We start from the raw sequence: 20930 nt of genomic DNA, 5'->3' as shown, positions 1-20930 counted from the left end.
TGCAAAAAAGTCCGATAATCGCCCACTTTCCCCTGGCCGATAGCCGATCCAATTGACGGAATTAACCACCCGGTACAAACATAGGGGTATTCAACAACAACAAAGCGATACCCGTCATGACACCCCTCATTCTCGTGCTCAACGGCCCTAATCTGAACATGCTGGGGACCCGCGAGCCCGCCCAGTATGGCCATGAAACCCTTGCCGACCTTGCCCAGGGTTGCGCCGAAACCGCTCAAACCCATGGCCTGGAAATCGAGTTCCGCCAGACCAACCATGAAGGCGAACTGATCGACTGGATTCACGCCGCTCGGGGCCGTTGCGCCGGCATCGTGATCAACCCCGGCGCCTGGACCCACACCTCGGTGGCGATTCGCGATGCACTGGTGGCCAGCGAGCTGCCGGTGATCGAAGTGCACTTGTCTAACGTGCACAAGCGCGAGCCGTTCCGCCATTTGTCTTTCGTTTCATCGATTGCAGTCGGGGTCATCTGCGGCCTTGGCAGCCATGGCTATCGCATGGCCCTGAGCCACTTTGCCGAACTGTTGCGGGAGCCACGCCCATGAGCCAACCTGCCATCCTCGCCGGCCTGATTGGCCGCGGTATCCAGCTATCGCGCACCCCTGCTCTGCATGAGCACGAAGGCGACGCCCAGCACCTGCGCTACCTCTACCGTTTGATCGACGCTGATCAGCTTCAGCTTGCAGACAGCGCATTGCCGCAACTGCTGGATGCCGCACAACATACCGGCTTCACAGGGCTGAACATCACCTACCCATTCAAGCAAGCGATCCTGCCGCTGCTCGATGAGCTGTCCGACGAGGCGCGGGGTATCGGCGCAGTGAATACTGTCGTGTTCCAGAACGGCAGGCGGATCGGCCACAATACCGATTGCCTGGGCTTCGCCGAAGGCCTGCGGCGCGGCCTGCCGGACGTTTCGCGCAAGCGCGTGGTGCAGATGGGCGCGGGCGGGGCAGGCTCTGCCGTGGCTCATGCACTGTTGAGCGAAGGCGTCGAGCAACTGGTGCTGTTCGAAGTGGACGCCGCACGTGCGCAAGCGCTGGTCGACAATCTCAATGGCCATTTCGGTGAAGGCCGGGCGGTGCTGGGCGAGAACCTCGCGGCTCAGGTCGCCGATGCAGATGGGCTGGTCAACACCACGCCGGTCGGAATGGCGAAATTGCCAGGCACACCCTTGCCGGTCGAACTCTTGCACCCGCGCCTGTGGGTGGCTGAAATCATCTACTTCCCGCTTGAAACCGAACTGCTCAAAGCAGCCCGCGCCCTCGGTTGCCGAACCCTGGACGGCAGCAACATGGCCGTATTCCAAGCCGTCAAAGCGTTCGAACTGTTCAGCGGCAAACAGGCGAATGCCCAGCGGATGCAAACGCATTTCGCCAGCTTCACCTGACCTAACTTACCCTTCACGAGAAATAAGCCTGCTTGCGCGTCACACCGGGTGCGCAAGCAGGTTCAGCGAGAAACAACCAGCCAGTGCCTTCAGCACGGCTGGGCTCAGTCCTCCAGGGGTTTGGGAGGCGCTGCCGGTTTGGCGGGCTTGGCGCTCTTGCCATCCTTACCCTTGGGCTCGGGCGCAGCCGCGGCCGCAGGCTCTGGAGCGACCGCCGCCTTCTCGCTGGCCGGCAGCTCATCAACTGCCTTGAAGATCGCCTGGGCGTCGAGCTTGTCCCCCGACTCGTCATCCTTGAGCACATGACGTTCACCGTCCAGGCCCACCAGAATCACCTTGGTACCCTTGCTGGCACCTAGCTTGAGCTCGCGAATCAGGGCCATGGTGGTCTGCTGTTCGAGGTTCTTGTCATCGCGCTTACCCATCATTTGAGCAACGCTGAACAGCACCAGCTTGCGCTCCTTAAAGCCGGCCTCGGTTGCTGGATCCTTGAGCGCGTCGTTCAGCCCTCGCAGGGTGGGGTCGGCACTGCTAGGCGCGATAACGACCAATGGCCTGGCCTTGCCCAGTTCCTTGGCCAGTGGCGCGTCACTGTCGGCTGCTAACAACGTGCCGCTGACAGCGAGCAAAGTGGCGAGGGTCAATGACCGGACGAGCATGCACATCTCCTTATTTTCTCGATAAAACAATGACTACAGAGCATGGAGAAAGATCCGACTCGGGAGACTAAACCAACTCACAAGCCATAGCGCTCACGCAAAAGTAACTTCGCGTGTCTTCCAGGATTTCGGGCATCCGAGAAAGTCACCATACCTGAACCTGAGCATAGCCCATCGACAGATCGCATGATCGACGGGCGGCTCAAAACAGCAGCAGTTGGCGATCGGTCAACGCAGCGAAGTCATCGCCCACAAACGGCAATATAGCGTCGGCCACCGGCTGCAACTGGCGGCTCAGATAGTGCTCGTAATCGATGGGCGATTGCAGGTTTTCCAGGGGCTCCGGGCCCGCTGTGGTGATCAGGTAACTGATCCAGCCGCCACGCTGGTACTGCTTGGGGCGGCCCACTGCACTGTTGTAGTCGTCCGCCAGCCGGGCAGCGCGCACATGCGGCGGCACATTGCGCTGGTAATCGGCCAAAGGCCTGCGCAGCCGCTTGCGGTAAACCAGCAACTCATCCAGCTCCCCAGCCAAGGTTCGGCTTACGTAGTCGCGCAGGTAATCGCGATAAGGCTGGCCGCGGAAGATCCGCCCGTACAGTTCCTGCTGAAAGCGTTGGGCCAAAGGCGACCAATCGGTGCGCACCGACTCCAGGCCCTTGTACACGACGTCCTCGCTGCCATCGGCACGTTGCACCAAGCCGGCGTAACGCTTCTTGCTGCCCTCATCGGTACCACGGATGGTGGGCATCAGGAAGCGCCGGTAATGCACCTCGAACTGTAGCTCCAATGCGCTTTGCAGCTTCAGGGTTTCCTGCAAATGCTCGCGCCACCACTGGTTGACCTGTGCCACCAGGTCACGACCAATACGCGCTGCGGCTTCTTCACCATGGGCGCCCTTGAGCCACACGAAGGTCGAATCGGTGTCGCCATAGATCACCTGGTAGCCCTGAGCCTCGATCAATGCGCGGGTCTGATGCATGATCTGGTGCCCACGCATGGTGATCGACGATGCCAGGCGCGGGTCGAAAAAGCGGCAGCCACTTGAGCCAAGCACGCCGTAAAACGCATTCATGATGATTTTCAACGCTTGGGACAGCGGAGCGTTGCCGTCACGCTTGGCCGCTTCGCGCCCCTGCCAAACACGTTCGACGATTGCCGGCAGGCAATGTGCGCTGCGCGAGAAGCGCCCGCCTCTGAAACCTTCAACCGAGTGCGCGTCATCAGGCAGGCGCAAACCCTCGACCAGTCCAACCGGGTCGATCAGAAAGGTGCGGATAATCGAGGGGTAAAGGCTCTTGAAGTCCAGGACCAGCACCGAATCATAGAGCCCTGGGCGCGAGTCCATGACAAAACCACCGGGGCTGGCTTCTTCGGGGCGGCTGCCTAGATTGGGGGCGACAAAGCCCAAGCGGTGCATGTGCGGAATGTACAAGTGGCAGAACGCGGCCACAGAGCCTGCGCTGCGGTCTGCAGACAAGCCAGTCACCGAAGACCGCTCCAGTAGAAACTCCAGCAGCCGGGTATGGGCAAAGATCCGCGTCACCAACTCGCAGTCTTTGAGGTTGTAGTGCGCCAAGGCCGGCTTGTCTTCGGCAAAGCGGCGATTGATTTCGTCCATTCGCTGGTACGGGGTATCGATGGCCTTGCCCTCGCCAAGCAACGTCTGCGCGACATTTTCCAGGCTGAACGAGGGGAAGCTCCAGGTCGCTGAACGCAGCGCCTCGATACCGTCTATCAGCAGCCGCCCGGGGGCATCGACGAATACGTGGCCACCACCGGCATGGCTGCGCAAGGTCATCGGCGCCCCGTTGCGCCCCAACGCCAAAGGAATTTGCAGCAGCTTGGCGTGCTCGTGTAGCACACGCAGGTCGAACTGGATCAGGTTCCAGCCGATGATCGCGTCAGGGTCGTGCTCGGCCAGCCACTGGTTGAGGCATGCCAGCAGCTCGCCGCGGTCGGCGCAGTAGTGCAGATCGAAGTCCAAGCCTGCGGCGTCGCCATTGGCCGGCCCAAGCATGTACACCTGGCGCTGGCCACACCCCTCCAGAGCGATACTGTAAAGCTCGCCTCGCTCACTGGTTTCGATGTCCAGCGAAACCAGGCGCAACGCCGGGCGGTAGTGCGAGCAGGGCTTGAGCTGTGCATCGCACAGCACTCCGTGCTCATCCAGCGTGCCGGTGAATTGCACCGGGGCAGTGATGAAGCGCTCCATTAGGTAACGCTCAGGCGGGCGGATATCGGCTTCGAACACGTCGATGCCAGCGCTGCGCAGGCGTTGCTCGAGTTGCAGCAGTTGGCGATAGTGGCGGGCGTACAGGCCAAGCATCGGCCGCTGATCGAAGTCTTTCAGGCGCAGCGGTTTGAGCTGCACCCCCTGTTCCTTGGCCAGCAACACCCGAGCATGCTCGGCTTGCGCCTGGGGAATGAACGCCACCGACTCCTGCGCAGCCAGGCGCAGCAAACGTGGCCCGGCATCGGTGGCCAGCCAGAACTCCACACAGGTGCCATTTGGCGTGTCATGCCAATGCCGGGTCAGGACAAACCCCTGCTGCAACTCCACCGCATCGACCTCTGCGCAAAAGCCTGATTCTACGCCAGTAGGATCGCTGCCGGGGACTCTGTATTCAGCCGTACAGGTAATCGATGTCCTTGTGACTCAATGGCGGCACCTGGCCGAGCAAAAAATCACGCAGCTTGTGCATCTGCCGCGCCTTGGGGCTGCTCTTGAGCCAAGTCATGTAATAGCCGTCACCCGTCGATACCGCATGCTTGTAAGGCGTTACCAGCCGCCCGGCAGCCAAGTCGGCGCTGGCCAGGACCAGGTCGACCACTGAAATGCCAAGACCCTGCTGCGCCGCCGAAATACCCTGGTCCAGGGTGTCGAATACCTGGCCCTGATCGATGCTGATGTCCAAGGCGTCCATACGCGCCAGCCAGCGCCGCCAGTCTCGTCGATCCGGTGATGGGTGCAGGAACTCGCACTGGCGCAGGTCGGCCAGCTCCGGCTTGGCTTGCACCATGTAGTCGGGGTGGCAAACCGGGATCAGCCATTCATCGAACAGCTTCACGCTGTCCACATCGGCTGGGAAGCGGCCATTGGCAAGCAGGATGGCGCAGTCGTAGGGTTCGGAGTAGAAGTCCACCGAGTCGATGTCCATCCACACGCTCGACAGCTGCACGCTGCAGTTGTCTTCGAGCTTCTTGAAACCATCCAGGGCACGCAGCAGCCAGCGTACGGTGAGTGTCGATGGGGCTTTCAGACGCAACCCATAGCGATCCTGACGCAGCAATGCACAGGCATTTTCGATGATCTTGAAACCGACCTTGAGCTCCTGGGCCAGCAGCCGCCCATGCTCGGTCAGGCTCAGCTTGGGGCCCCGGCGCTCGAACAGGTCGCAGCCGAACATCGACTCCAGGGTTTTAATGTGATGGCTAACGGCCCCCTGGGTCAGGGCCAATTCCTCGGCAGCCCTGGTAAACGAGCCATAGCGCGAGGCTACTTCGAAGGCCCGCAGGGCATGCAGCGCTTGAATCCGTTCCGACATGATGCCCCCAAAGCATGAGTAAGACTAATAGTAGGTCATAGTTCCACGCGTTTTACAACGTGAAGAGCGTCTCAGAAAATGCAGGAAATTAAAATGATATGTCACCAATCTGCCTGCATATGAGCTTAACGCTCGTTTATTTCGAACTCCTGGGGAAATCATGTTTACGGGTTATGGAAACTGCTATCGCCTGGATGCGCTAGAGCTGGCCGATAAACATGAACGGAAGCATCAGCACTGGACGCAACAAACTTTGCAACATTTTCGCAACGTGCTCGCCAACCCTGATTTTCCGTGCCTGTTTGGGCGCAAAGCGGTCGCAGGCGCCTCCTGCCACATCCTTTTCGCCCGCGCCGAGCAATTGGCCGATGACATTGCCCAAGGGCTGGCCGAGTACATCCGCACCATTTCTCCGGTACCGATCAAACAACGCATCGGCAGCCCGCTGGTGGTGTTTCTCGAAACCGATCCCGCCAGCAGCCTGGCCGAGCAACAAGCGCTGGCCTGGAAAGTCCTGCGCGGCGTACACGCTCGAGACCCACATCCGTGGCCGCAAGCGATACCTACCGATCCGCACGACAACGCTTGGTCGTTCTGCTACGCCGGCATGGCGCTGTTCATCAACATGAACTTCCCCGGCCACCAACAAATGAAAAGCCGCAACCTGGGGCCGCACATCACGTTCGTTATCAACCCTCGGGAAAACTTTGACGAGGTGGCCAATGCCGCTACCGAAAGCGGGCAACGCATTCGGGCGCGTATTCGTGACCGCGTGCGCCATTACAACGACGGGGTCATGCCCGAGAGCCTGGGCTTCTTTGGCCAGGACGACAATTTCGAATGGAAGCAATACCAGTTGCAGGAAGCAGGCTCGCTCAATCCGTCGCGCTGCCCCTTTCATGCTCAATCCCATGCAACACCCGACATACTGACCGAGAACTGACCGTGAATACCGCACTGACACTGACTTACGCACTCACCGTCCTGCTACTGATCGCAACCCCAGGCCCGGTAGTGGCACTGATCGTCAACACCGCCGCCGCCTCCGGTTCACGAAAAGCCATCTTCACCGCCGTCGGCACCAACTGGGCGTCACTAGTACTGATCGGCGCTGCAGCTTGGGTCATTCTCACCAGTGCCGCCATCGACAAAACCTGGCTCAGCGCCATGAGCTTGCTGGGCTGCCTGTTCATCGGCTACATCGCCGTTGGCACCCTGCGCGAGAGCCTGCAGGCACCAGCTGTCGACGAGGTGGCAACTGCGCCAGCGAAAGCCACGCGCGGCGGGTTGTGGCAAGGTTTCATGGTGGGCATTTCCAACCCCAAGGACATCATTTTCTTCATCGCGTTCTTCCCGCAGTTCATCCAGATCACCGAGTCGTTCGGCAAGAGCATGGTGGTGCTGTCACTGCTGTGGGTGCTGATCGATTTCGCCGTACTGAGCCTGTACATCTTCGCCATCGGCAAGATCACCTCCCAGCGCAGCAACCGCATGATTTCCCTCGCGTCAGGTGTGGTCCTGCTGCTGATTGCCGCGGGTGGCCTGGCTTACAACCTGAAGGCCCTGGCCGGTTGATCGCCAGCACTGGTGCAGTGCACGCTTGAGAGGAGCCACCATGAAATCGTGCGTAACCGCCACATATGGACCAGGCCCCGTTTCTGCGCTGCATCAGGACTACCAGCGTTTTCTACAAGCCAACTACCGCCGCCCACTGCACAAGGTGCAGGCGCACCCAAGCAGCTTTCGTTCGCCCACCGTCAACACGGATGCCGTGGGTTTGCGCTACAGCCATTTCGCTGGCAAGCGTTATTCCGCCGTCGAACGTGGCAATGTGCCGCGCGTCAACTTGCTGATAGGTGGCTCGGCCGCTATGGGTATAGGCGCCAGTTGCGATGAGCACACCGTAGCCTCGCACCTGTGCATGCTCACCGGTCAGGTATGGCTGAACCTAGCCGGTTGCGGGTTGAACGCAAGTCAAGAACTGCTGCTGTTTCTCACCCATCAACACCGCCTTGGTGAAGTTGGCCATGTAGTGTTGCTCAGCGGCCTGAACAGCCTGGCCCATGAAGCCCTGGACGAAGTGCTGGCAAGCCCGAGCGCCCCACCGCTCACGCTGTTGCACCAAGCCTATTTGAACAGTTTCCATGAAGGCACCCCGCCAGCGGCCCCTGCTCGCAGGGCGCCACTGTGGCAACGGCTAGGCCAGGCACTGGCAACACCGCGTGATGAACATGCTGGAGACTGGCAGCTAAGCGCCCCGGATAAACGCCTGGCACGTGCCGCTGACAGCATCGGCCGAACCTTGCGCCAGTGGGAGCAAGTGCTAGCTGATAGCCACGCCACCCTGACCTTCATCCTCCAACCTCTGCTGCCTTGGTGCCGGGAAACTCTGCCAATCGGCGAGCAAAAGATGATTCCGGCCCTGCAGCGCCAGCCTGGGAATTTCGAGCGTTTGCTCGAAGGTGTACTCGACAGCCAACTGCACATGGCTTTCTTTCGCCGCATCAAACGCCAGGCAGAACCAGTCCCCTGCTACGACATGAACAGCATGCTCAGCAGCTCTGCGGCGTTCGGCGCGGACCTGTTCGTCGACCGCCTGCACCTGAACGATCTGGGCAACAATGCACTGGCCAAGGTGATAACCGCCAAACTGGGGCTGGCTCAGGAACGCCATGCGCCGCACAAGATCACACCCATCAACCTGGCCTGAGAAATGACGGGTGGGGTATCGGATTAACCCCGCGCTTGGCTAGAATACCCCGTCGTTCTGATTCGCCTGAGGCGTACGCGCAGTTGTGATCAATCATCAAACCGCACTTCCCTGCCTGGCACGCTGGCCTGTTCTCCTGGTCAGCGCCCTCCTTGGTACGCTGGCGCCGATGGCTGCACGGGCGGCCGAGGTTCGTATCGATCCCCATGCCGATTTGCTCTACCGCCAGGCGCTGCCGCTGCTAGAGCAGGCCGACACTCAGGATGACAGTGCGATCCTGCGCACGGCGCTGGGCAGCGATCCTGAGCTCAATCGCCAGGGCCGAGCGATGGCCCACACGCTTCCGACCGCGGTCGCCCTGCTGAAAAAATCGGTAGAGCTGGGTCATCCGGTGGCCCAGTACCGTCTAGCGCTTTACTACACCACCTACTTGCCAGCCGCACAGATCGCCGACGCTGCCTGCCCGCTGCTCGAAGCCAGCCTCAAGCAAGGTTTTGCGCCACCGGCAACGGCCATCGCCACCTGGTGTTCACCGTACAATGCCAGCCCGGCCTACCGTGAAGCGCTCGAAGCGATCCCCGGCATGGCAACGCTGTATGCGCCGTATTACCCCCAGCCGGCTACCCGATTAGCCTGCAGCCGCAGCCAACCACAAGGGTTGCAGATGCAATGGGGCCGCCAACGCGATTATCAGGCCGAGGTCTACCAATTGCTGGGTGGCCTCGACCCGCAGCATCGCCAGGCACTGTTGCAGAAAGCCGTGGAAATCAACGGCTGTGCCGCAGCCCAGCAACGGCTGACCAGCCAGCGCTAGGCGGTAATTTCCCCCAGCAAACCAGCAAGATCGTTCAAGCCAACCGTTCGATGCTCTGTCATGCTGCACTGCCTAGCACAGTGTGTCGCAGCCATCATGCCAAGCCCCTCCCCCGTCGCTCGCCAAGCCTTTGTCCACGGCGCCATTGCCATCCTGCCGCTGTCGCTGGCGGTGGCCCCTTGGGGGCTGCTTGCAGGCTCGATGGCCATTGAGGCCAACCTCAGCGCCTGGCAAGGCCAGGGGTTGTCAGCCATCGTCTTCGCCGGGGCCGCGCAGCTGGTGGCGATCGGTATGCTCAAAGGGGGCGCCAACCTGTTTTCGATACTGCTGACCACACTGTTGCTGACGTCTCAGCACTTGCTCTACGGGCTGTCCATGCGGCCGGTGCTGGCGCCCCAGCCGTTGCGCTGGCGACTAGGGCTGGGCTTCTTGCTCACTGACGAATTCTTCGCCCTCACCAGCCATTACGACCAGCAGCAATTCAACCGCTGGTATGCATTGGGAGTGGGCCTGACCTTCTACGTCGCCTGGAATCTGTTCACCCTGGCCGGGATCGTGTTGGGCCAGAACATCCCACACCTAGACAAGCTCGGCCTGGACTTTTCCATCGTTGCAACCTTCGTCGCGTTGATTGCACCGGTGGTGCGCAACTTACCCACCGTGGTATGTGTGGCGGTGTCGCTGCTGTGCTCGGTGCTGTTCAGTTATTGGCATTGGGAAACTGCGTTGGTCGCTGCAGGCCTGCTGGGCATGGGGGCAGGCTTCATCTGCCAGAAACTCACCGGAGGCCACGCATGATCTGGCTGCTGATCTTCGCCATGGGCGCCGTGGTTTTTCTCAACCGCTACGCCTTTCTGGAGCCACGCTTGCCGCTGCGATTGAGCTCCAACGCCCGGCAGTTCTTAGGCTTCGCCATACCCGGCATGCTCACCGCGATATGCGGGCCGATCATTTTCCTGCCTGGCCACCAGCTCGATCTGAGCCCGCTCAACCCGTATCTGCTTGGCGCACTGGCCGCCGTGGCACTGGTACTGTTGACCCGCAGCGTGCTGCTGAGCATGCTGGTGAGCATGTTGATGTTCTTTTTGCTGCGCAGTTGGCTTGCATGAACACGCCCCTGCGCGAACAGACCCACCTGTGGCAGGCGCCGGCCTTGGGCGACGTCGAAATGCTGCATGCCCGTTATTTCCAGCAGCGCTTTGCCCCCCATGTGCATGAGGGCTATGTGTTCACCGTGATCGAATCCGGCGCCCAGCGCTTCTGGCACCGTGGTACTGAGCACCTGGCGCCGGTTGGCAGCATGGTGCTGATCAACCCCGATGAGCTGCACACTGGGGCCACTGCCCACGAAGCCGGCTGGCGCTACCGGGGTATCTACCCGGAACATGCGCGGGTAACCGGCGTGCTGGATGAGCTGGAACTGGGCCGAAACGGCATGCCGCGCTTCAACGACAGCGTGATCCAGGACCCAAGCCTGGCGCGGGCGTTCAGCCAGTTGCACCAGCTCTGCGAAGCCGACGCCAGCGCCCTGGAGCAGCAGACCGCTTGGCGCCAGGCAGTTTTGGCACTGGTGCAGCGCCACGGCCATTGCCGCGAACCGGCCGCTCCAGGCAAAGAACCGCTGGCAGTGGCCCGCGCGCGCGAACTGCTGGAAAGCCAGTTGGCAGCCCCTCCTTCACTCGAAGCACTGGCAGCTGCGGTCAATCTATCGCCGTTCCACTTTGCCCGCGTGTTCCGCCAGGCCACGGGCCTGCCGCCCCATGCCTGGCTGAAGCAGCGGCGCTTGGTGCGGGCCAGAGAATTTTTGAAAAGCGGCTTGGCGGCCTCTGACGTAGCGTTCGCCCTAGGCTTTGCGGATCAAAGCCACTTGAGCCGGCAGTTCAAGCAGGCTTATGGGGTGACGCCTGGGATGTATCGAAGCGCCTGCCTGCACAGCTAGGCGCTGTGCCAAAGCCTTGATACTGATTGATGCAGGGGCGAAAGCAGCCTAAGAATGCTCATTTACACCTCGCAAACTCAGCTGCCTGCCCCTTGCCTGACCGTAGCCCCAAGGATGTTCATACAGACCTTGAGGTCTGTGGTTGCCCATCAGGCAAGCCTGCCACCCACTGCTACACTGAAAGAGCTAAACGGAGGATCCCGCCATGTCCGAACGAGAGCTCACCACCCTGATATCGCTGATGAACCAGCGCCAAGCCTGCCTGAGCAGCGCCTGCAAGGAAATTGCCGACTGGATCGACCGCCAGGGCGATGTGCCCGCAGCGGGCAAGATCCGCGCAAGCCTTAAAGCGCTGGAAGCTGATGAGGCCCAGGTGCGCAAGACCCTGACCTCGCTGACCCTCGACAGGCCACTGCCACGCTTTCGCAGCTGATCAGGCATCACGATGAAAAAGGGCCGCTTGCGCGGCCCTTTCGATTGTCAGTGATTCATGTGCATGTGGTCATGACCGCCTGCCTCAGCGTTAAGCGGGCGTACCTCTGCCTGAACCTGCAGGGTCTCTTTGCTACCCTTGGAATCCTCGATGGTCAGCGTCAGCGGCACTGTCTCGCCTTCCTTCACCTGTTGGGTGAGGCCCATCAACATCACGTGGTAACCGTTAGGGTCAAGGCTCACTGGCTTGCCTGCTGGGAGCTCAACCGCTTTGACCTCCCTCATGCCCATCACATCACCATTCATGGTCATCTCGTGCACCTGCACGGTCTTGGCCACAGGCGAGGCCACGCCTACCAGTTTGCTGTCGGTGCTGGCGGTCAGGGTCATGAACGCGCCGGTGGACGGTTGGTGTGGCACGCTGGCACGAACCCACGCATCGCTCACGCTAGTCTGGGCCAAAGCAGGCAGGGCCAAGCCCAGTAGCGCGATTGCAGCCAAGCCGCGCTTGATCGGTTGCAGTGATACAGCCATTAGCAAATCTCCATCAGAGTAGTCAGGTCTTCAGCGCATTCCTTGGCATTGAGCGAATGCCCCAGGCTTAAACGCAGGGTGCCACGTGTATCGTAGACGTAGCTGGTGGACGAATGTGAGATGGTGTAGGTGTCACCCGCTGGGACCTTCTCGTAGAACACCCTGAACTCTTTGGCCACTGCTGCGATTTCTTCCGGGGTCCCGGTCAAGGCAGTGAAAGAAGGGTCGAACGCCTTGACGTAGGCGTCGAGCACCTGCGGGGTGTCGCGCTCCGGGTCCAAGGTGATGAAGACCACCTGGAAGATCTCGCGGTCGCGCCCGCGCAGCAGTTTCTTGATCTGCGCAGCACGCGCCAGCGTGGTCGGGCATATGGCCGGGCACTGGGTAAAGCCGAAGAAGATCATCGGCATGCTGCCGTAGAAACTGGACAAGGTACGGACATTGCCCTGAGGGTCCTTGAGGCTGAACTTGCGCCCAAGGATCTCGTTGCTCATGTTCTTGCCGTACTTGAACTCGAGCCCGCGGGCCGGGTTGCAGCCTGCCAGCAGGCCAAGCCCGAGAACGCCCATCCCAGCGACAACCGCGCGCCGGGTCAACAGATCATTCATGGAACCATCCTTTACAGGGAAGGTGCCGGCCCTCGGGGCGGGCCGGTCGAAAACCGGGGCATTCTTGCATGACACCCAGTGGGCTTCTACCCGACCAAGGCGCAGATGGCCCACAGCCCTTTAAACACGGGCTGCGGCCTGTTGTCGCAGGGGTTGAAACCGTAACACTTTGTTGCTATGCCTTGACCTCGAAAGATCAGTAGTAGGCATTCTCTTTCTGGCTGTGGTCGGTCACGTCACGCACGCCTTTGAGCTCGGGAATACGCTCGAGCAACGTGCGCTCGATACCTTCCTTGAGCGTAACGTCGGCCTGGCCGCAACCCTGGCAGCCGCCACCGAACTGCAGCACGGCAATGCCCTCATCGACCACATCCACCAAGCTCACCTGGCCGCCGTGGCTGGCGAGCCCTGGGTTGATCTCAGTCTGTAGGTAGTAATTGATACGCTCGTTGATCGGGCTGTCTTCGTTGACCATCGGCACCTTGGCGTTCGGGGCCTTGATCGTCAGCTGGCCACCCATGCGGTCGGTTGCATAGTCCACCAGCGCGTCTTCCAGAAACGGAACACTGACCGCGTCCAGGTAAGCGGTGAAGCTCTTGAGGCCAACCGGCTCGTCGTCAGGCTTTTCTTCGCCCGGCTTGCAGTAGGCGATACAGGTTTCAGCGTACTGGGTACCCGGCTGGGTGATGAAAATACGGATGCCAATGCCAGGCGTGTTCTGCTTGGACAGCAGATCGGCCAGGTAATCATGGGCGGCGTCAGTAATGGTTATAGCGCTCATGGAAGTTCCTCACAGACTTGCGGCCAAGTGTACGCCAACCTGGCCTTCGAACAAAGTCCTAGTATTTGACTCGGGAAAGCACAAGCTGGGCAGTTTGCCCCCGCGGGGCCGCCAGCCAAGCCTGCATCCGCCGATACAGGCCGCGCTCTAGCCACTGATAGCTGAGCCACGACATCAGTCCAATTGACGGCACGCAAAGGGCAAATACCCAGTAGGGGTTCAGGTGCAGCCGCTGGCTGGCGAACCAGCCGCAGTACAGCACCAGTACATGGATCAGGTACACGGAGTAGGAGCAGTCACCCAGCGCTTTGCACACGCGGTTGCCCTTGAACCAAGGCTCCAGGGCGATGAACGCCAATACCACCATGGCGCTAGGCAGCCCCCAGTGCAGCAGCCGCTGGGAAGCATCCAGGTGATAGATCGCATAGCCGGCCACGCCAAGCACGGCCATCGGCAGCCACAAGCCCTGCCGAATCAGCCCGCGCCGATAGAGCACGCCGATACCGATACCCAGCAGGAACTCGTAGATGATGTCGTTGTTGTAAAACCGGCTCAACACGCCGGTGCGTCCCAGAACTTCACTTGCCAGCAGCAAGCCGGCAGTCACCAACCACAGCTGATGACGCTTGCGGACCATGAATGCCAGGCCGAACAACAGGTAGAAGAACATCTCGAAGTTCAGCGTCCAACCGACGTTGAGGGTTGGATAAAGACCATAACCGCCGGGGTTTTCCGCCGGAATGAACAGCAGCGACAGCAACAGATGATGCCAATCGAACGACTGATGTGGCATCCAGTTGCCCAAACCCAGCAACAGCGCGGCCATTAGCGCGGTATAGAACCAATAGGCCGGAATGATGCGTAATGCCCTGTTGAGTAGAAACTGCTGCGGTTCGATGGGTTTGTCCCGGGTCGAGAGGTAGATCACCAGCCCGCTGATGACGAAGAAGATGTCGACGCCAACGGCGCCTCGGTCGGTCAGCAGTTGGCCGATGGGGCCGGTGGCATGGAAGTCGAAGAAGATCTGCATGAAGTGGTGGCAGACCACCACCCAGGCGGCGAACGCCCGCAGTGCCTGAAGCGAATACAGCATGGAATACCCTGCGATTTTCCGGTGCATTGAGGCCTCGGGGCTGCACAGCAACCCCGGACCACCCACCGGTTGGGACCGTAAGGTATTGGCAAAGGTCAACCGACCCGATCAGAGGTTCTCATAGCGGTTCATGTCCAGTACACCTGCTTCGACCGGTTGGGTTTCCTTGATGAAGCTGTTCAGGTCATGGAAGTAATACCAGAACTGAGGGTGACTGCGGCGCACACCCCAGCGCATGACGATGCGCTCAAATTTGGCCGGGTCGTCCTTGGCATACTCCATGTCTTCGACGAACTCAGGTACATCCTGGGTCGGGATGTTGAAGATGAAGTTGGGGTAGCTGCTGAGCACTCCTGGGTAGAGCGTCAGCGTATCCAGTCCCGGCTCGTAGCGGTAGGCCTCACCCAGCAGGAACGCCACGTTACTGTGCGCGCGATTGCGCAGCAGGCTGTAGATCTGGCGCTGGCCATTGACGCCTTCGATGCGCAGCATGGTGGCCTCAGGCAGTTGGCCGATCACCTTCAAACCCGCCGCAGGGCGCGATACCAGGCGGCTAAGCGATTGCTCGGCGTTTCGAAACTCCTCGCTCATCTGCGGCCGTGAACAGTAAGCGCCGGTGCAGCGATTGATCGGGTCGGGGGCGGCGTTCAGGCTGCCGGTGCGCTGCAGCAGTTTCAGGCCGAAGTCGCGCTCCGGGTCGCGCGGGTCGAGTTTGATGGCGCTTGGGGTGTCGCTGTCGATGTCCTCGTAGTCCAACCACATCTTCACCTTGCCGCTGTTCTGGTACCAGCTACCGAGGATCTTGCCACGCTGATCGGCCGGCATCAGGCGCAGGAAGTTGACCTCGGCGCCGTTGCGGATCAGGTCGAAGTACAGCCGCGTCTGCAACTGGTGCGACACATTGCCGAACACATCGAAATTGACTGCGAGCTGATAATAGGTGCGCTCGAGCAACGGGTAGTCGAACAACCACATGGTCAGCGGCACATCGCCGATCAGGCCCTTGGTCACCGAGGCACTGTCGAAGTGGCGGTAGATGCTCAGCAGCGCGTTGTCGTTACCAGCCCAGAGCGTTGCCCAGCCCGGTGCGGGCATTTCGGCATAGGCGTCGCGACGCAGCTTTTCGTACGCGTTGCGCTTATCGCGGTAGGCATGCCAAAGGTTCAGCACGCTGCCGACGTCATCGTTCTGCCCTGGCATCGCCAGCAGCGGCGTGGCCTGGCTGCGGTATTTGGCATCGGTGATGTAGCGGTCCTGGGCCGGTTCCTGGAACAACGCCCAGAAGTTATCGCGGATCACATCGGTGGCGATCTGCCCGCGACACACGGGGCCGCGGATGAAGGTGCGCACGAAGTACTCGGCGTTATCCAGCATGAACTGATAGCGGGCCACTGCTGGGATCGCCTCGAACGTTTCGAACGGGTTGGCGCGGTGACGCGGGCCGTAGCCGGGCAATGCGCTGGCATGCCAGTCGCCTGCGTAGAACAGCTGCTTCACCCGCTTGAGCTTCTGCGGCCCCATCGGGTAGGTGATGTGGGTTTTGTGCACGATGACGCCCTGCACCGGGATCAGCCGGTAGAAGAAATCAGTGCCGGGCGGGTCGTTCGGGCGGCGTGTGGCGATGATGTCCACCGGTTTGCCGCTCGGGGTGCGTGAGCGTACCCACTGGAAAAAGTGCCCCTGCTCGCCGCCAACGAAGTAGATATGCGCCAGAAACAGGTGTTCGTAGAGCCAACGGCCGACCAGCGCTTCGGTGGAGCCAGGACGGTTGAGCAGTTCCTCCCACTCGTTGATTTGCCGGGCCTCGGCAGCGCTGGGCTTGATCGGCTGATATTCGACAGGCGCGCCAGCGGCGAGCCAGCGGCGCAGTGTGTGGTACTCGTCATCAGTGAGCCCGGTCACCGCCAGCGGCATGCCCTCTTTGGGATGGGCGCCGGCATAGCCGTCGAATTCTTCAGGCAGTGGGCACATATTGGTGCGGTTCAGGCCCAGGACGATTTCGTCAGGCACCTTGGCGTTGGGGGTCAGCGGGGTCTTGTGCCCCAGTTCGAGCATGCGCGCCATCAGCGCAGCCTGGCTGCCCTGGTTGTCCAGGACCGAATAGAAGCCCTTGCGCCGCCACTGCTCCTCAGTCTGCGCATCATAAAAAAGCCGCGTGGGCGGCACGGCCTGGCCCCGCTCACCCTGATACACCGGTACCTTGGTGGCGCCACGCACCGCGCCCTCGGGGCTTTCCAGCTTTAGCTGACAGGCCGCGTCGTTGCAGGCGTGGCAGGCTACGCACTTTTCGGTGAAGATCGGTTGAATGTCCCGCGTGTAGGAAATGCTTGGGCTCGATTGGGGGGCTTGCCCATGCGCAAGGCTGCTGACGAGCAGAGCGAACACGCTGACAAGAATACGCTGCACCATGTGCGGAAAGTCCTGAGAATTAAAAGCCATCACGTTTTGCCTGGTCGTCTGTTGGGTGCCTGCATAACCCGCGCTCAACATGAGCGAAATTCATGCAAATCGGCGATGCGCCTAAAATCCGCGCAGCTTTGTTATGATTCGACACCTTCTGATATTCGCCCGACCAGGTAGTTTCTATGTCCGACCGCAGCGCTCGTCTAAAAGCACTCCAGCAAGCACTCAATGAGCGCATTCTGATCCTCGACGGCGGCATGGGCACTATGATCCAAAGCTACCGGCTCGAGGAACAAGACTATCGTGGCACGCGCTTCGCCGATTGGCCAAGCGACGTCAAAGGCAACAACGATCTGCTGCTGCTCAGCCGCCCGGACGTGATCGCGGCAATCGAGAAAGCCTACCTGGATGCCGGCGCCGATATCCTGGAAACCAACACCTTCAACGCCACACAGATTTCCCAGGCCGACTACGGCATGGAAGCGCTGGTGTACGAGCTGAACGTCGAGGGCGCGCGCATCGCCCGCCAAGTCGCCGATGCCAAAACCCTCGAAACCCCAGACAGGCCTCGCTTCGTGGCTGGCGTACTCGGCCCCACCAGCCGCACGTGTTCGATTTCTCCGGACGTCAACGACCCTGGCTATCGCAACGTCACCTTCGATGAACTGGTAAGCAACTACATCGAGGCAACCCGTGGGCTCATCGAAGGCGGCGCCGACCTGCTGCTGATCGAAACCATCTTCGACACGCTCAACGCCAAGGCAGCGATCTTCGCCGTGCAGCAGGTGTTCGAAGACGACGGCATCGAGCTGCCGATCATGATCTCCGGCACCATCACCGATGCTTCCGGCCGCACCCTGTCGGGCCAGACCACTGAAGCGTTCTGGAACTCGGTGCGCCACGCCAAGCCGATTTCCGTGGGCCTTAACTGCGCCCTGGGTGCCAAGGACCTGCGCCCCTATTTGGAGGAGCTGGCGACCAAGGCCGATACCCATGTGTCCGCACACCCTAACGCGGGCCTGCCGAACGCTTTCGGTGAGTACGACGAAACCCCGGCAGAAATGGCCGCGGTGGTCGAGGAATTCGCCGCCAGCGGTTTTCTCAACATCATCGGCGGCTGCTGCGGCACGACGCCTGGTCATATCCAGGCCATCGCCGAGGCCGTGAGCAAATACAAACCGCGCCAGATCCCGGAAATCGCCAAGGCGTGCCGCCTGTCAGGGCTGGAGCCGTTCACCATCGATCGCCAGTCGTTGTTCGTCAATGTCGGCGAGCGCACCAACATCACCGGTTCCGCCAAGTTCGCCCGGCTGATTCGCGAAGAAAATTACACCGAAGCGCTGGAAGTCGCCCTGCAACAGGTCGAGGCCGGCGCCCAGGTAATCGACATCAACATGGACGAAGGGATGCTCGACTCCCAGGCCGCCATGGTGCGCTTCCTCAACCTGATCGCCGGTGAGCCTGACATCTCCCGGGTGCCGATCATGATCGACTCCTCCAAGTGGGAGGTGATCGAAGCAGGCCTCAAGTGCATCCAGGGCAAAGGCATCGTCAACTCGATTTCCATGAAGGAAGGCGTGGAGCAGTTCAAGCACCACGCTCGCCTGTGCAAGCGCTACGGCGCAGCCGTGGTGGTGATGGCCTTCGACGAGGTTGGTCAGGCCGACACCGCTGCACGCAAGAAGGAAATCTGCCAGCGCAGCTATGACATTCTGGTCAACGAAGTCGGCTTCCCGGCGGAAGACATCATCTTCGACCCGAACATCTTCGCCGTGGCCACCGGCATCGAAGAGCACAACAATTACGCTGTCGACTTCATCGAGGCCTGTGCCTACATCCGCGACCACCTGCCCCACGCGTTGACCTCGGGCGGTGTTTCCAACGTGTCGTTCTCGTTCCGCGGCAACAACCCGGTGCGTGAAGCGATCCACTCGGTCTTCCTGTACCACGCCATCCGCAACGGCCTGACCATGGGTATCGTCAACGCCGGCCAGCTGGAGATCTACGACCAGATCCCTGCGGCGCTGCGTGAGAAGGTCGAGGACGTGGTGCTCAACCGCACCCCGCACGGCACCGACGCCTTGCTGGCAATCGCCGATGACTACAAAGGCGGCGGCGCGACCAAGGAAGTGGAAAACGAAGAGTGGCGCGCGCTGCCCGTTGAAAAGCGCCTTGAGCACGCGCTGGTCAAGGGTATTACCGCTTTCATCGTCGAAGATACCGAAGCGTGCCGCCAGCAGTGTGCCCGCCCGATCGAGGTCATCGAAGGCCCGCTGATGAACGGCATGAACGTGGTCGGCGACCTGTTCGGTGCCGGCAAGATGTTCCTGCCTCAGGTGGTCAAGTCGGCCCGGGTCATGAAGCAGGCCGTGGCGCACCTGATCCCGTTCATCGAAGCAGAAAAAGGCGACAAGCCCGAGGCCAAGGGCAAGATCCTGATGGCCACGGTCAAGGGTGACGTCCACGACATCGGCAAGAACATCGTCGGTGTGGTCTTGGGCTGTAATGGCTACGACATCGTCGACCTCGGTGTCATGGTGCCAGCCGAGAAGATCCTGCAGACCGCCCGTGAGCAGAAGTGCGACATCATTGGCCTGTCTGGCCTGATCACGCCGTCTTTGGACGAAATGGTCCACGTCGCACGCGAAATGCAGCGCCAGGACTTTTACCTGCCCCTGATGATCGGCGGTGCCACGACTTCCAAGGCGCACACTGCGGTCAAGATCGAACCCAAATACAGCAACGACGCGGTGATCTACGTCACCGACGCCTCGCGTGCCGTGGGCGTGGCCACCCAGTTGCTGTCCAAGGAGCTCAAGCCCGCCTTCGTCGAGAAAACCCGCCAGGAATATGTCGAGGTACGCGAGCGTACCGCCAACCGCAGCGCCCGCACCGAACGCCTGAGCTACGCCCAAGCCATCGCTGCCAAGCCGCAATACGACTGGGCCGGGTATCAGCCGGCGGTGCCCTCCTTCACCGGTGTCAAGGTGCTGCAAGACATTGACCTGCGTACCCTGGCCGAATATATCGACTGGACGCCGTTCTTCATTTCCTGGGATCTGGCCGGCAAGTTCCCACGCATTCTTACCGACGAAGTAGTCGGTGAAGCAGCCACCGCGCTGTACAAGGATGCCCGCGAGATGCTCGACAAGCTGATTGACGAGAAGCTGATCAGCGCTCGCGCCGTGTTCGGCTTCTGGCCCGCCAATCAGGTCGGCGATGACGACATCGAGGTTTACGGTGAAGATGGCCAGCCCCTGGCGACCTTGCACCACCTGCGCCAGCAGACCATCAAGCCCGACGGCAAGCCCAACCTGTCCCTGGCCGACTTCGTCGCGCCCAAGCACAGTGGGGTGACCGACTACGTCGGCGGCTTCATCACCACCGCCGGCATCGGCGCCGAGGAAGTGGCCAAGGCCTATCAGGACAAAGGCGACGATTACAGCTCGATCATGGTCAAGGCCCTGGCCGATCGCCTGGCCGAAGCCTGTGCCGAATGGCTGCACGAGCAGGTGCGAAAAGAGCACTGGGGCTATGCACAGGACGAGCACCTGGACAACGAGGCGCTGATCAAGGAGCAGTACCGCGGTATCCGCCCTGCCCCTGGCTACCCGGCGTGCCCTGATCACACCGAGAAGCAGACCCTGTTCCGCCTGCTCGACGGCAGCGCCATCGGCGAAACCGGGCCAAGCGGTGTGTTCCTTACCGAACACTTCGCGATGTTCCCGGCGGCGGCGGTCAGTGGCTGGTACTTTGCCCACCCACAAGCGCAGTACTTCGCCGTGGGCAAAATCGACAAAGACCAGATCGACAGCTACAGCGCGCGCAAGGGCCAGGATATCCGGGTCAGCGAGCGCTGGTTGGCGCCTAACCTGGGTTACGACAGCTAAGACCCCACCGGCCTGCTCGCTTTAGGCTTCCCCCCAAGGTTTGCATCACTGCCCAACTTCTGGGGGGCAGTGCATACCTGTGGGGGGGAGCAAGTTCGCCCGCCAAGA

General features: G+C 60.9%; 19 protein-coding genes. 11 read left to right on the top strand and 8 right to left on the bottom strand.

The window, feature by feature from the left end:
• Positions 1-116: 116 nt before the first annotated feature.
• Positions 117-566 carry a type II 3-dehydroquinate dehydratase gene (gene aroQ / locus HU725_RS09145; protein WP_060479182.1) on the top strand — a complete coding sequence of 150 codons (450 nt, stop codon included), beginning with the start codon at positions 117-119 and terminating at the stop codon, positions 564-566.
• Positions 563-1411: a shikimate dehydrogenase gene (locus tag HU725_RS09140; protein WP_186476958.1), complete on the top strand. Its 849-nt coding sequence runs from the start codon at positions 563-565 to the stop codon at positions 1409-1411. Before aroQ ends, HU725_RS09140 begins: the two co-directional genes overlap by 4 nt.
• 104 nt (positions 1412-1515) lie before the next feature.
• Here HU725_RS09140 and HU725_RS09135 read toward each other — a convergent pair whose 3' ends face one another.
• From HU725_RS09135 to HU725_RS09125, 3 genes are all read right to left on the bottom strand, one after another.
• Entirely contained in the window at positions 1516-2070 is a 555-nt protein-coding gene (locus tag HU725_RS09135; protein WP_186476957.1) for a DUF4174 domain-containing protein, read from the bottom strand.
• 202 nt (positions 2071-2272) lie between these two features.
• Positions 2273-4633, bottom strand: a complete 2361-nt coding sequence (locus HU725_RS09130) for a DNA polymerase II (RefSeq protein ID WP_186476956.1) — start codon at positions 4631-4633, stop codon at positions 2273-2275.
• A 64-nt stretch (positions 4634-4697) separates the two neighbouring features.
• Positions 4698-5618 carry a LysR substrate-binding domain-containing protein gene (locus tag HU725_RS09125; RefSeq protein WP_186476955.1) on the bottom strand — a complete coding sequence of 307 codons (921 nt, stop codon included), beginning with the start codon at positions 5616-5618 and terminating at the stop codon, positions 4698-4700.
• A 160-nt stretch (positions 5619-5778) separates the two neighbouring features.
• Here HU725_RS09125 and HU725_RS09120 point away from each other — a divergent pair, with 160 nt between their 5' ends.
• From HU725_RS09120 to HU725_RS09085, 8 genes are all read left to right on the top strand, one after another.
• Positions 5779-6561 (top strand): YqcI/YcgG family protein, encoded by a 783-nt coding sequence (locus HU725_RS09120; protein ID WP_186476954.1) that lies wholly within the window; start codon positions 5779-5781, stop codon positions 6559-6561.
• Between the two features lie 2 nt (positions 6562-6563).
• A complete protein-coding gene (locus HU725_RS09115) occupies positions 6564-7193 on the top strand; it encodes a LysE family translocator (RefSeq protein ID WP_186476953.1) in 630 nt (209 codons plus the stop codon).
• 40 nt (positions 7194-7233) lie between these two features.
• Entirely contained in the window at positions 7234-8328 is a 1095-nt protein-coding gene (locus HU725_RS09110; protein ID WP_186476952.1) for a hypothetical protein, read from the top strand.
• Positions 8329-8497: 169 nt separating this feature from the next.
• Positions 8498-9142 carry a hypothetical protein gene (locus HU725_RS09105; protein ID WP_060479193.1) on the top strand — a complete coding sequence of 215 codons (645 nt, stop codon included), beginning with the start codon at positions 8498-8500 and terminating at the stop codon, positions 9140-9142.
• A 96-nt stretch (positions 9143-9238) separates the two neighbouring features.
• Complete coding sequence (locus tag HU725_RS09100; protein ID WP_186476951.1) at positions 9239-9940, top strand: AzlC family ABC transporter permease; 702 nt, start codon at positions 9239-9241, stop codon at positions 9938-9940.
• Positions 9937-10251 (top strand): AzlD domain-containing protein, encoded by a 315-nt coding sequence (locus HU725_RS09095; protein WP_186476950.1) that lies wholly within the window; start codon positions 9937-9939, stop codon positions 10249-10251. Before HU725_RS09100 ends, HU725_RS09095 begins: the two co-directional genes overlap by 4 nt.
• Complete coding sequence (locus HU725_RS09090; protein WP_186476949.1) at positions 10248-11081, top strand: AraC family transcriptional regulator; 834 nt, start codon at positions 10248-10250, stop codon at positions 11079-11081. Before HU725_RS09095 ends, HU725_RS09090 begins: the two co-directional genes overlap by 4 nt.
• A gap of 205 nt (positions 11082-11286) precedes the next feature.
• A complete protein-coding gene (locus HU725_RS09085; protein ID WP_027593874.1) occupies positions 11287-11514 on the top strand; it encodes a hypothetical protein in 228 nt (75 codons plus the stop codon).
• Between the two features lie 47 nt (positions 11515-11561).
• On the opposite strand, the gene HU725_RS09080 is transcribed toward HU725_RS09085, so the two are convergent.
• The 5 genes from HU725_RS09080 to HU725_RS09060 all read right to left on the bottom strand — a co-directional run bounded on the left by HU725_RS09080 (position 11562) and on the right by HU725_RS09060 (position 16938).
• Positions 11562-12047, bottom strand: a complete 486-nt coding sequence (locus HU725_RS09080) for a copper chaperone PCu(A)C (RefSeq protein ID WP_186476948.1) — start codon at positions 12045-12047, stop codon at positions 11562-11564.
• Positions 12047-12655 (bottom strand): SCO family protein, encoded by a 609-nt coding sequence (locus HU725_RS09075; protein ID WP_060479000.1) that lies wholly within the window; start codon positions 12653-12655, stop codon positions 12047-12049. Before HU725_RS09075 ends, HU725_RS09080 begins: the two co-directional genes overlap by 1 nt.
• A 196-nt stretch (positions 12656-12851) precedes the next feature.
• Entirely contained in the window at positions 12852-13436 is a 585-nt protein-coding gene (gene nfuA / locus HU725_RS09070; protein ID WP_060479001.1) for a Fe-S biogenesis protein NfuA, read from the bottom strand.
• 58 nt (positions 13437-13494) lie between these two features.
• Positions 13495-14529, bottom strand: a complete 1035-nt coding sequence (locus tag HU725_RS09065; RefSeq protein ID WP_186476947.1) for an acyltransferase family protein — start codon at positions 14527-14529, stop codon at positions 13495-13497.
• Between the two features lie 108 nt (positions 14530-14637).
• The gene (locus HU725_RS09060; protein ID WP_186477369.1) at positions 14638-16938 is read right to left on the bottom strand and encodes a fatty acid cis/trans isomerase; all 2301 of its coding nucleotides are present in this window, start codon (positions 16936-16938) and stop codon (positions 14638-14640) included.
• Between the two features lie 176 nt (positions 16939-17114).
• Between HU725_RS09060 and metH the strand changes: the two genes are divergently transcribed.
• Positions 17115-20822 (top strand): methionine synthase, encoded by a 3708-nt coding sequence (gene metH, locus HU725_RS09055; protein ID WP_186476946.1) that lies wholly within the window; start codon positions 17115-17117, stop codon positions 20820-20822.
• Positions 20823-20930 lie beyond the last annotated feature (108 nt).

The sequence above is a fragment of the Pseudomonas promysalinigenes genome (assembly GCF_014269025.2).
GTDB lineage: Bacteria > Pseudomonadota > Gammaproteobacteria > Pseudomonadales > Pseudomonadaceae > Aquipseudomonas > Aquipseudomonas promysalinigenes.
Note: the sequence above shows the minus strand (reverse complement) of the source record. Positions and strands in the feature narration are given on the sequence as shown.

Bases quoted from the DNA above. Each gene is read 5' to 3' on its own strand.
- HU725_RS09080 (WP_186476948.1), bottom strand. From the start codon at position 12,047: ATGGCTGTATCACTGCAACCGATCAAGCGCGGCTTGGCTGCAATCGCG.
- HU725_RS09095 (WP_186476950.1), top strand. From the start codon at position 9,937: ATGATCTGGCTGCTGATCTTCGCCATGGGCGCCGTGGTTTTTCTCAAC.
- HU725_RS09060 (WP_186477369.1), bottom strand. From the start codon at position 16,938: ATGGTGCAGCGTATTCTTGTCAGCGTGTTCGCTCTGCTCGTCAGCAGC.
- HU725_RS09075 (WP_060479000.1), bottom strand. From the start codon at position 12,655: ATGAATGATCTGTTGACCCGGCGCGCGGTTGTCGCTGGGATGGGCGTT.
- HU725_RS09125 (WP_186476955.1), bottom strand. From the start codon at position 5,618: ATGTCGGAACGGATTCAAGCGCTGCATGCCCTGCGGGCCTTCGAAGTA.
- metH (WP_186476946.1), top strand. From the start codon at position 17,115: ATGTCCGACCGCAGCGCTCGTCTAAAAGCACTCCAGCAAGCACTCAAT.
- HU725_RS09120 (WP_186476954.1), top strand. From the start codon at position 5,779: ATGTTTACGGGTTATGGAAACTGCTATCGCCTGGATGCGCTAGAGCTG.
- nfuA (WP_060479001.1), bottom strand. From the start codon at position 13,436: ATGAGCGCTATAACCATTACTGACGCCGCCCATGATTACCTGGCCGAT.
- HU725_RS09090 (WP_186476949.1), top strand. From the start codon at position 10,248: ATGAACACGCCCCTGCGCGAACAGACCCACCTGTGGCAGGCGCCGGCC.
- HU725_RS09140 (WP_186476958.1), top strand. From the start codon at position 563: ATGAGCCAACCTGCCATCCTCGCCGGCCTGATTGGCCGCGGTATCCAG.
- HU725_RS09105 (WP_060479193.1), top strand. From the start codon at position 8,498: ATGGCTGCACGGGCGGCCGAGGTTCGTATCGATCCCCATGCCGATTTG.
- HU725_RS09065 (WP_186476947.1), bottom strand. From the start codon at position 14,529: ATGCTGTATTCGCTTCAGGCACTGCGGGCGTTCGCCGCCTGGGTGGTG.
- HU725_RS09085 (WP_027593874.1), top strand. From the start codon at position 11,287: ATGTCCGAACGAGAGCTCACCACCCTGATATCGCTGATGAACCAGCGC.
- HU725_RS09110 (WP_186476952.1), top strand. From the start codon at position 7,234: ATGAAATCGTGCGTAACCGCCACATATGGACCAGGCCCCGTTTCTGCG.
- HU725_RS09135 (WP_186476957.1), bottom strand. From the start codon at position 2,070: ATGCTCGTCCGGTCATTGACCCTCGCCACTTTGCTCGCTGTCAGCGGC.
- aroQ (WP_060479182.1), top strand. From the start codon at position 117: ATGACACCCCTCATTCTCGTGCTCAACGGCCCTAATCTGAACATGCTG.
- HU725_RS09100 (WP_186476951.1), top strand. From the start codon at position 9,239: ATGCCAAGCCCCTCCCCCGTCGCTCGCCAAGCCTTTGTCCACGGCGCC.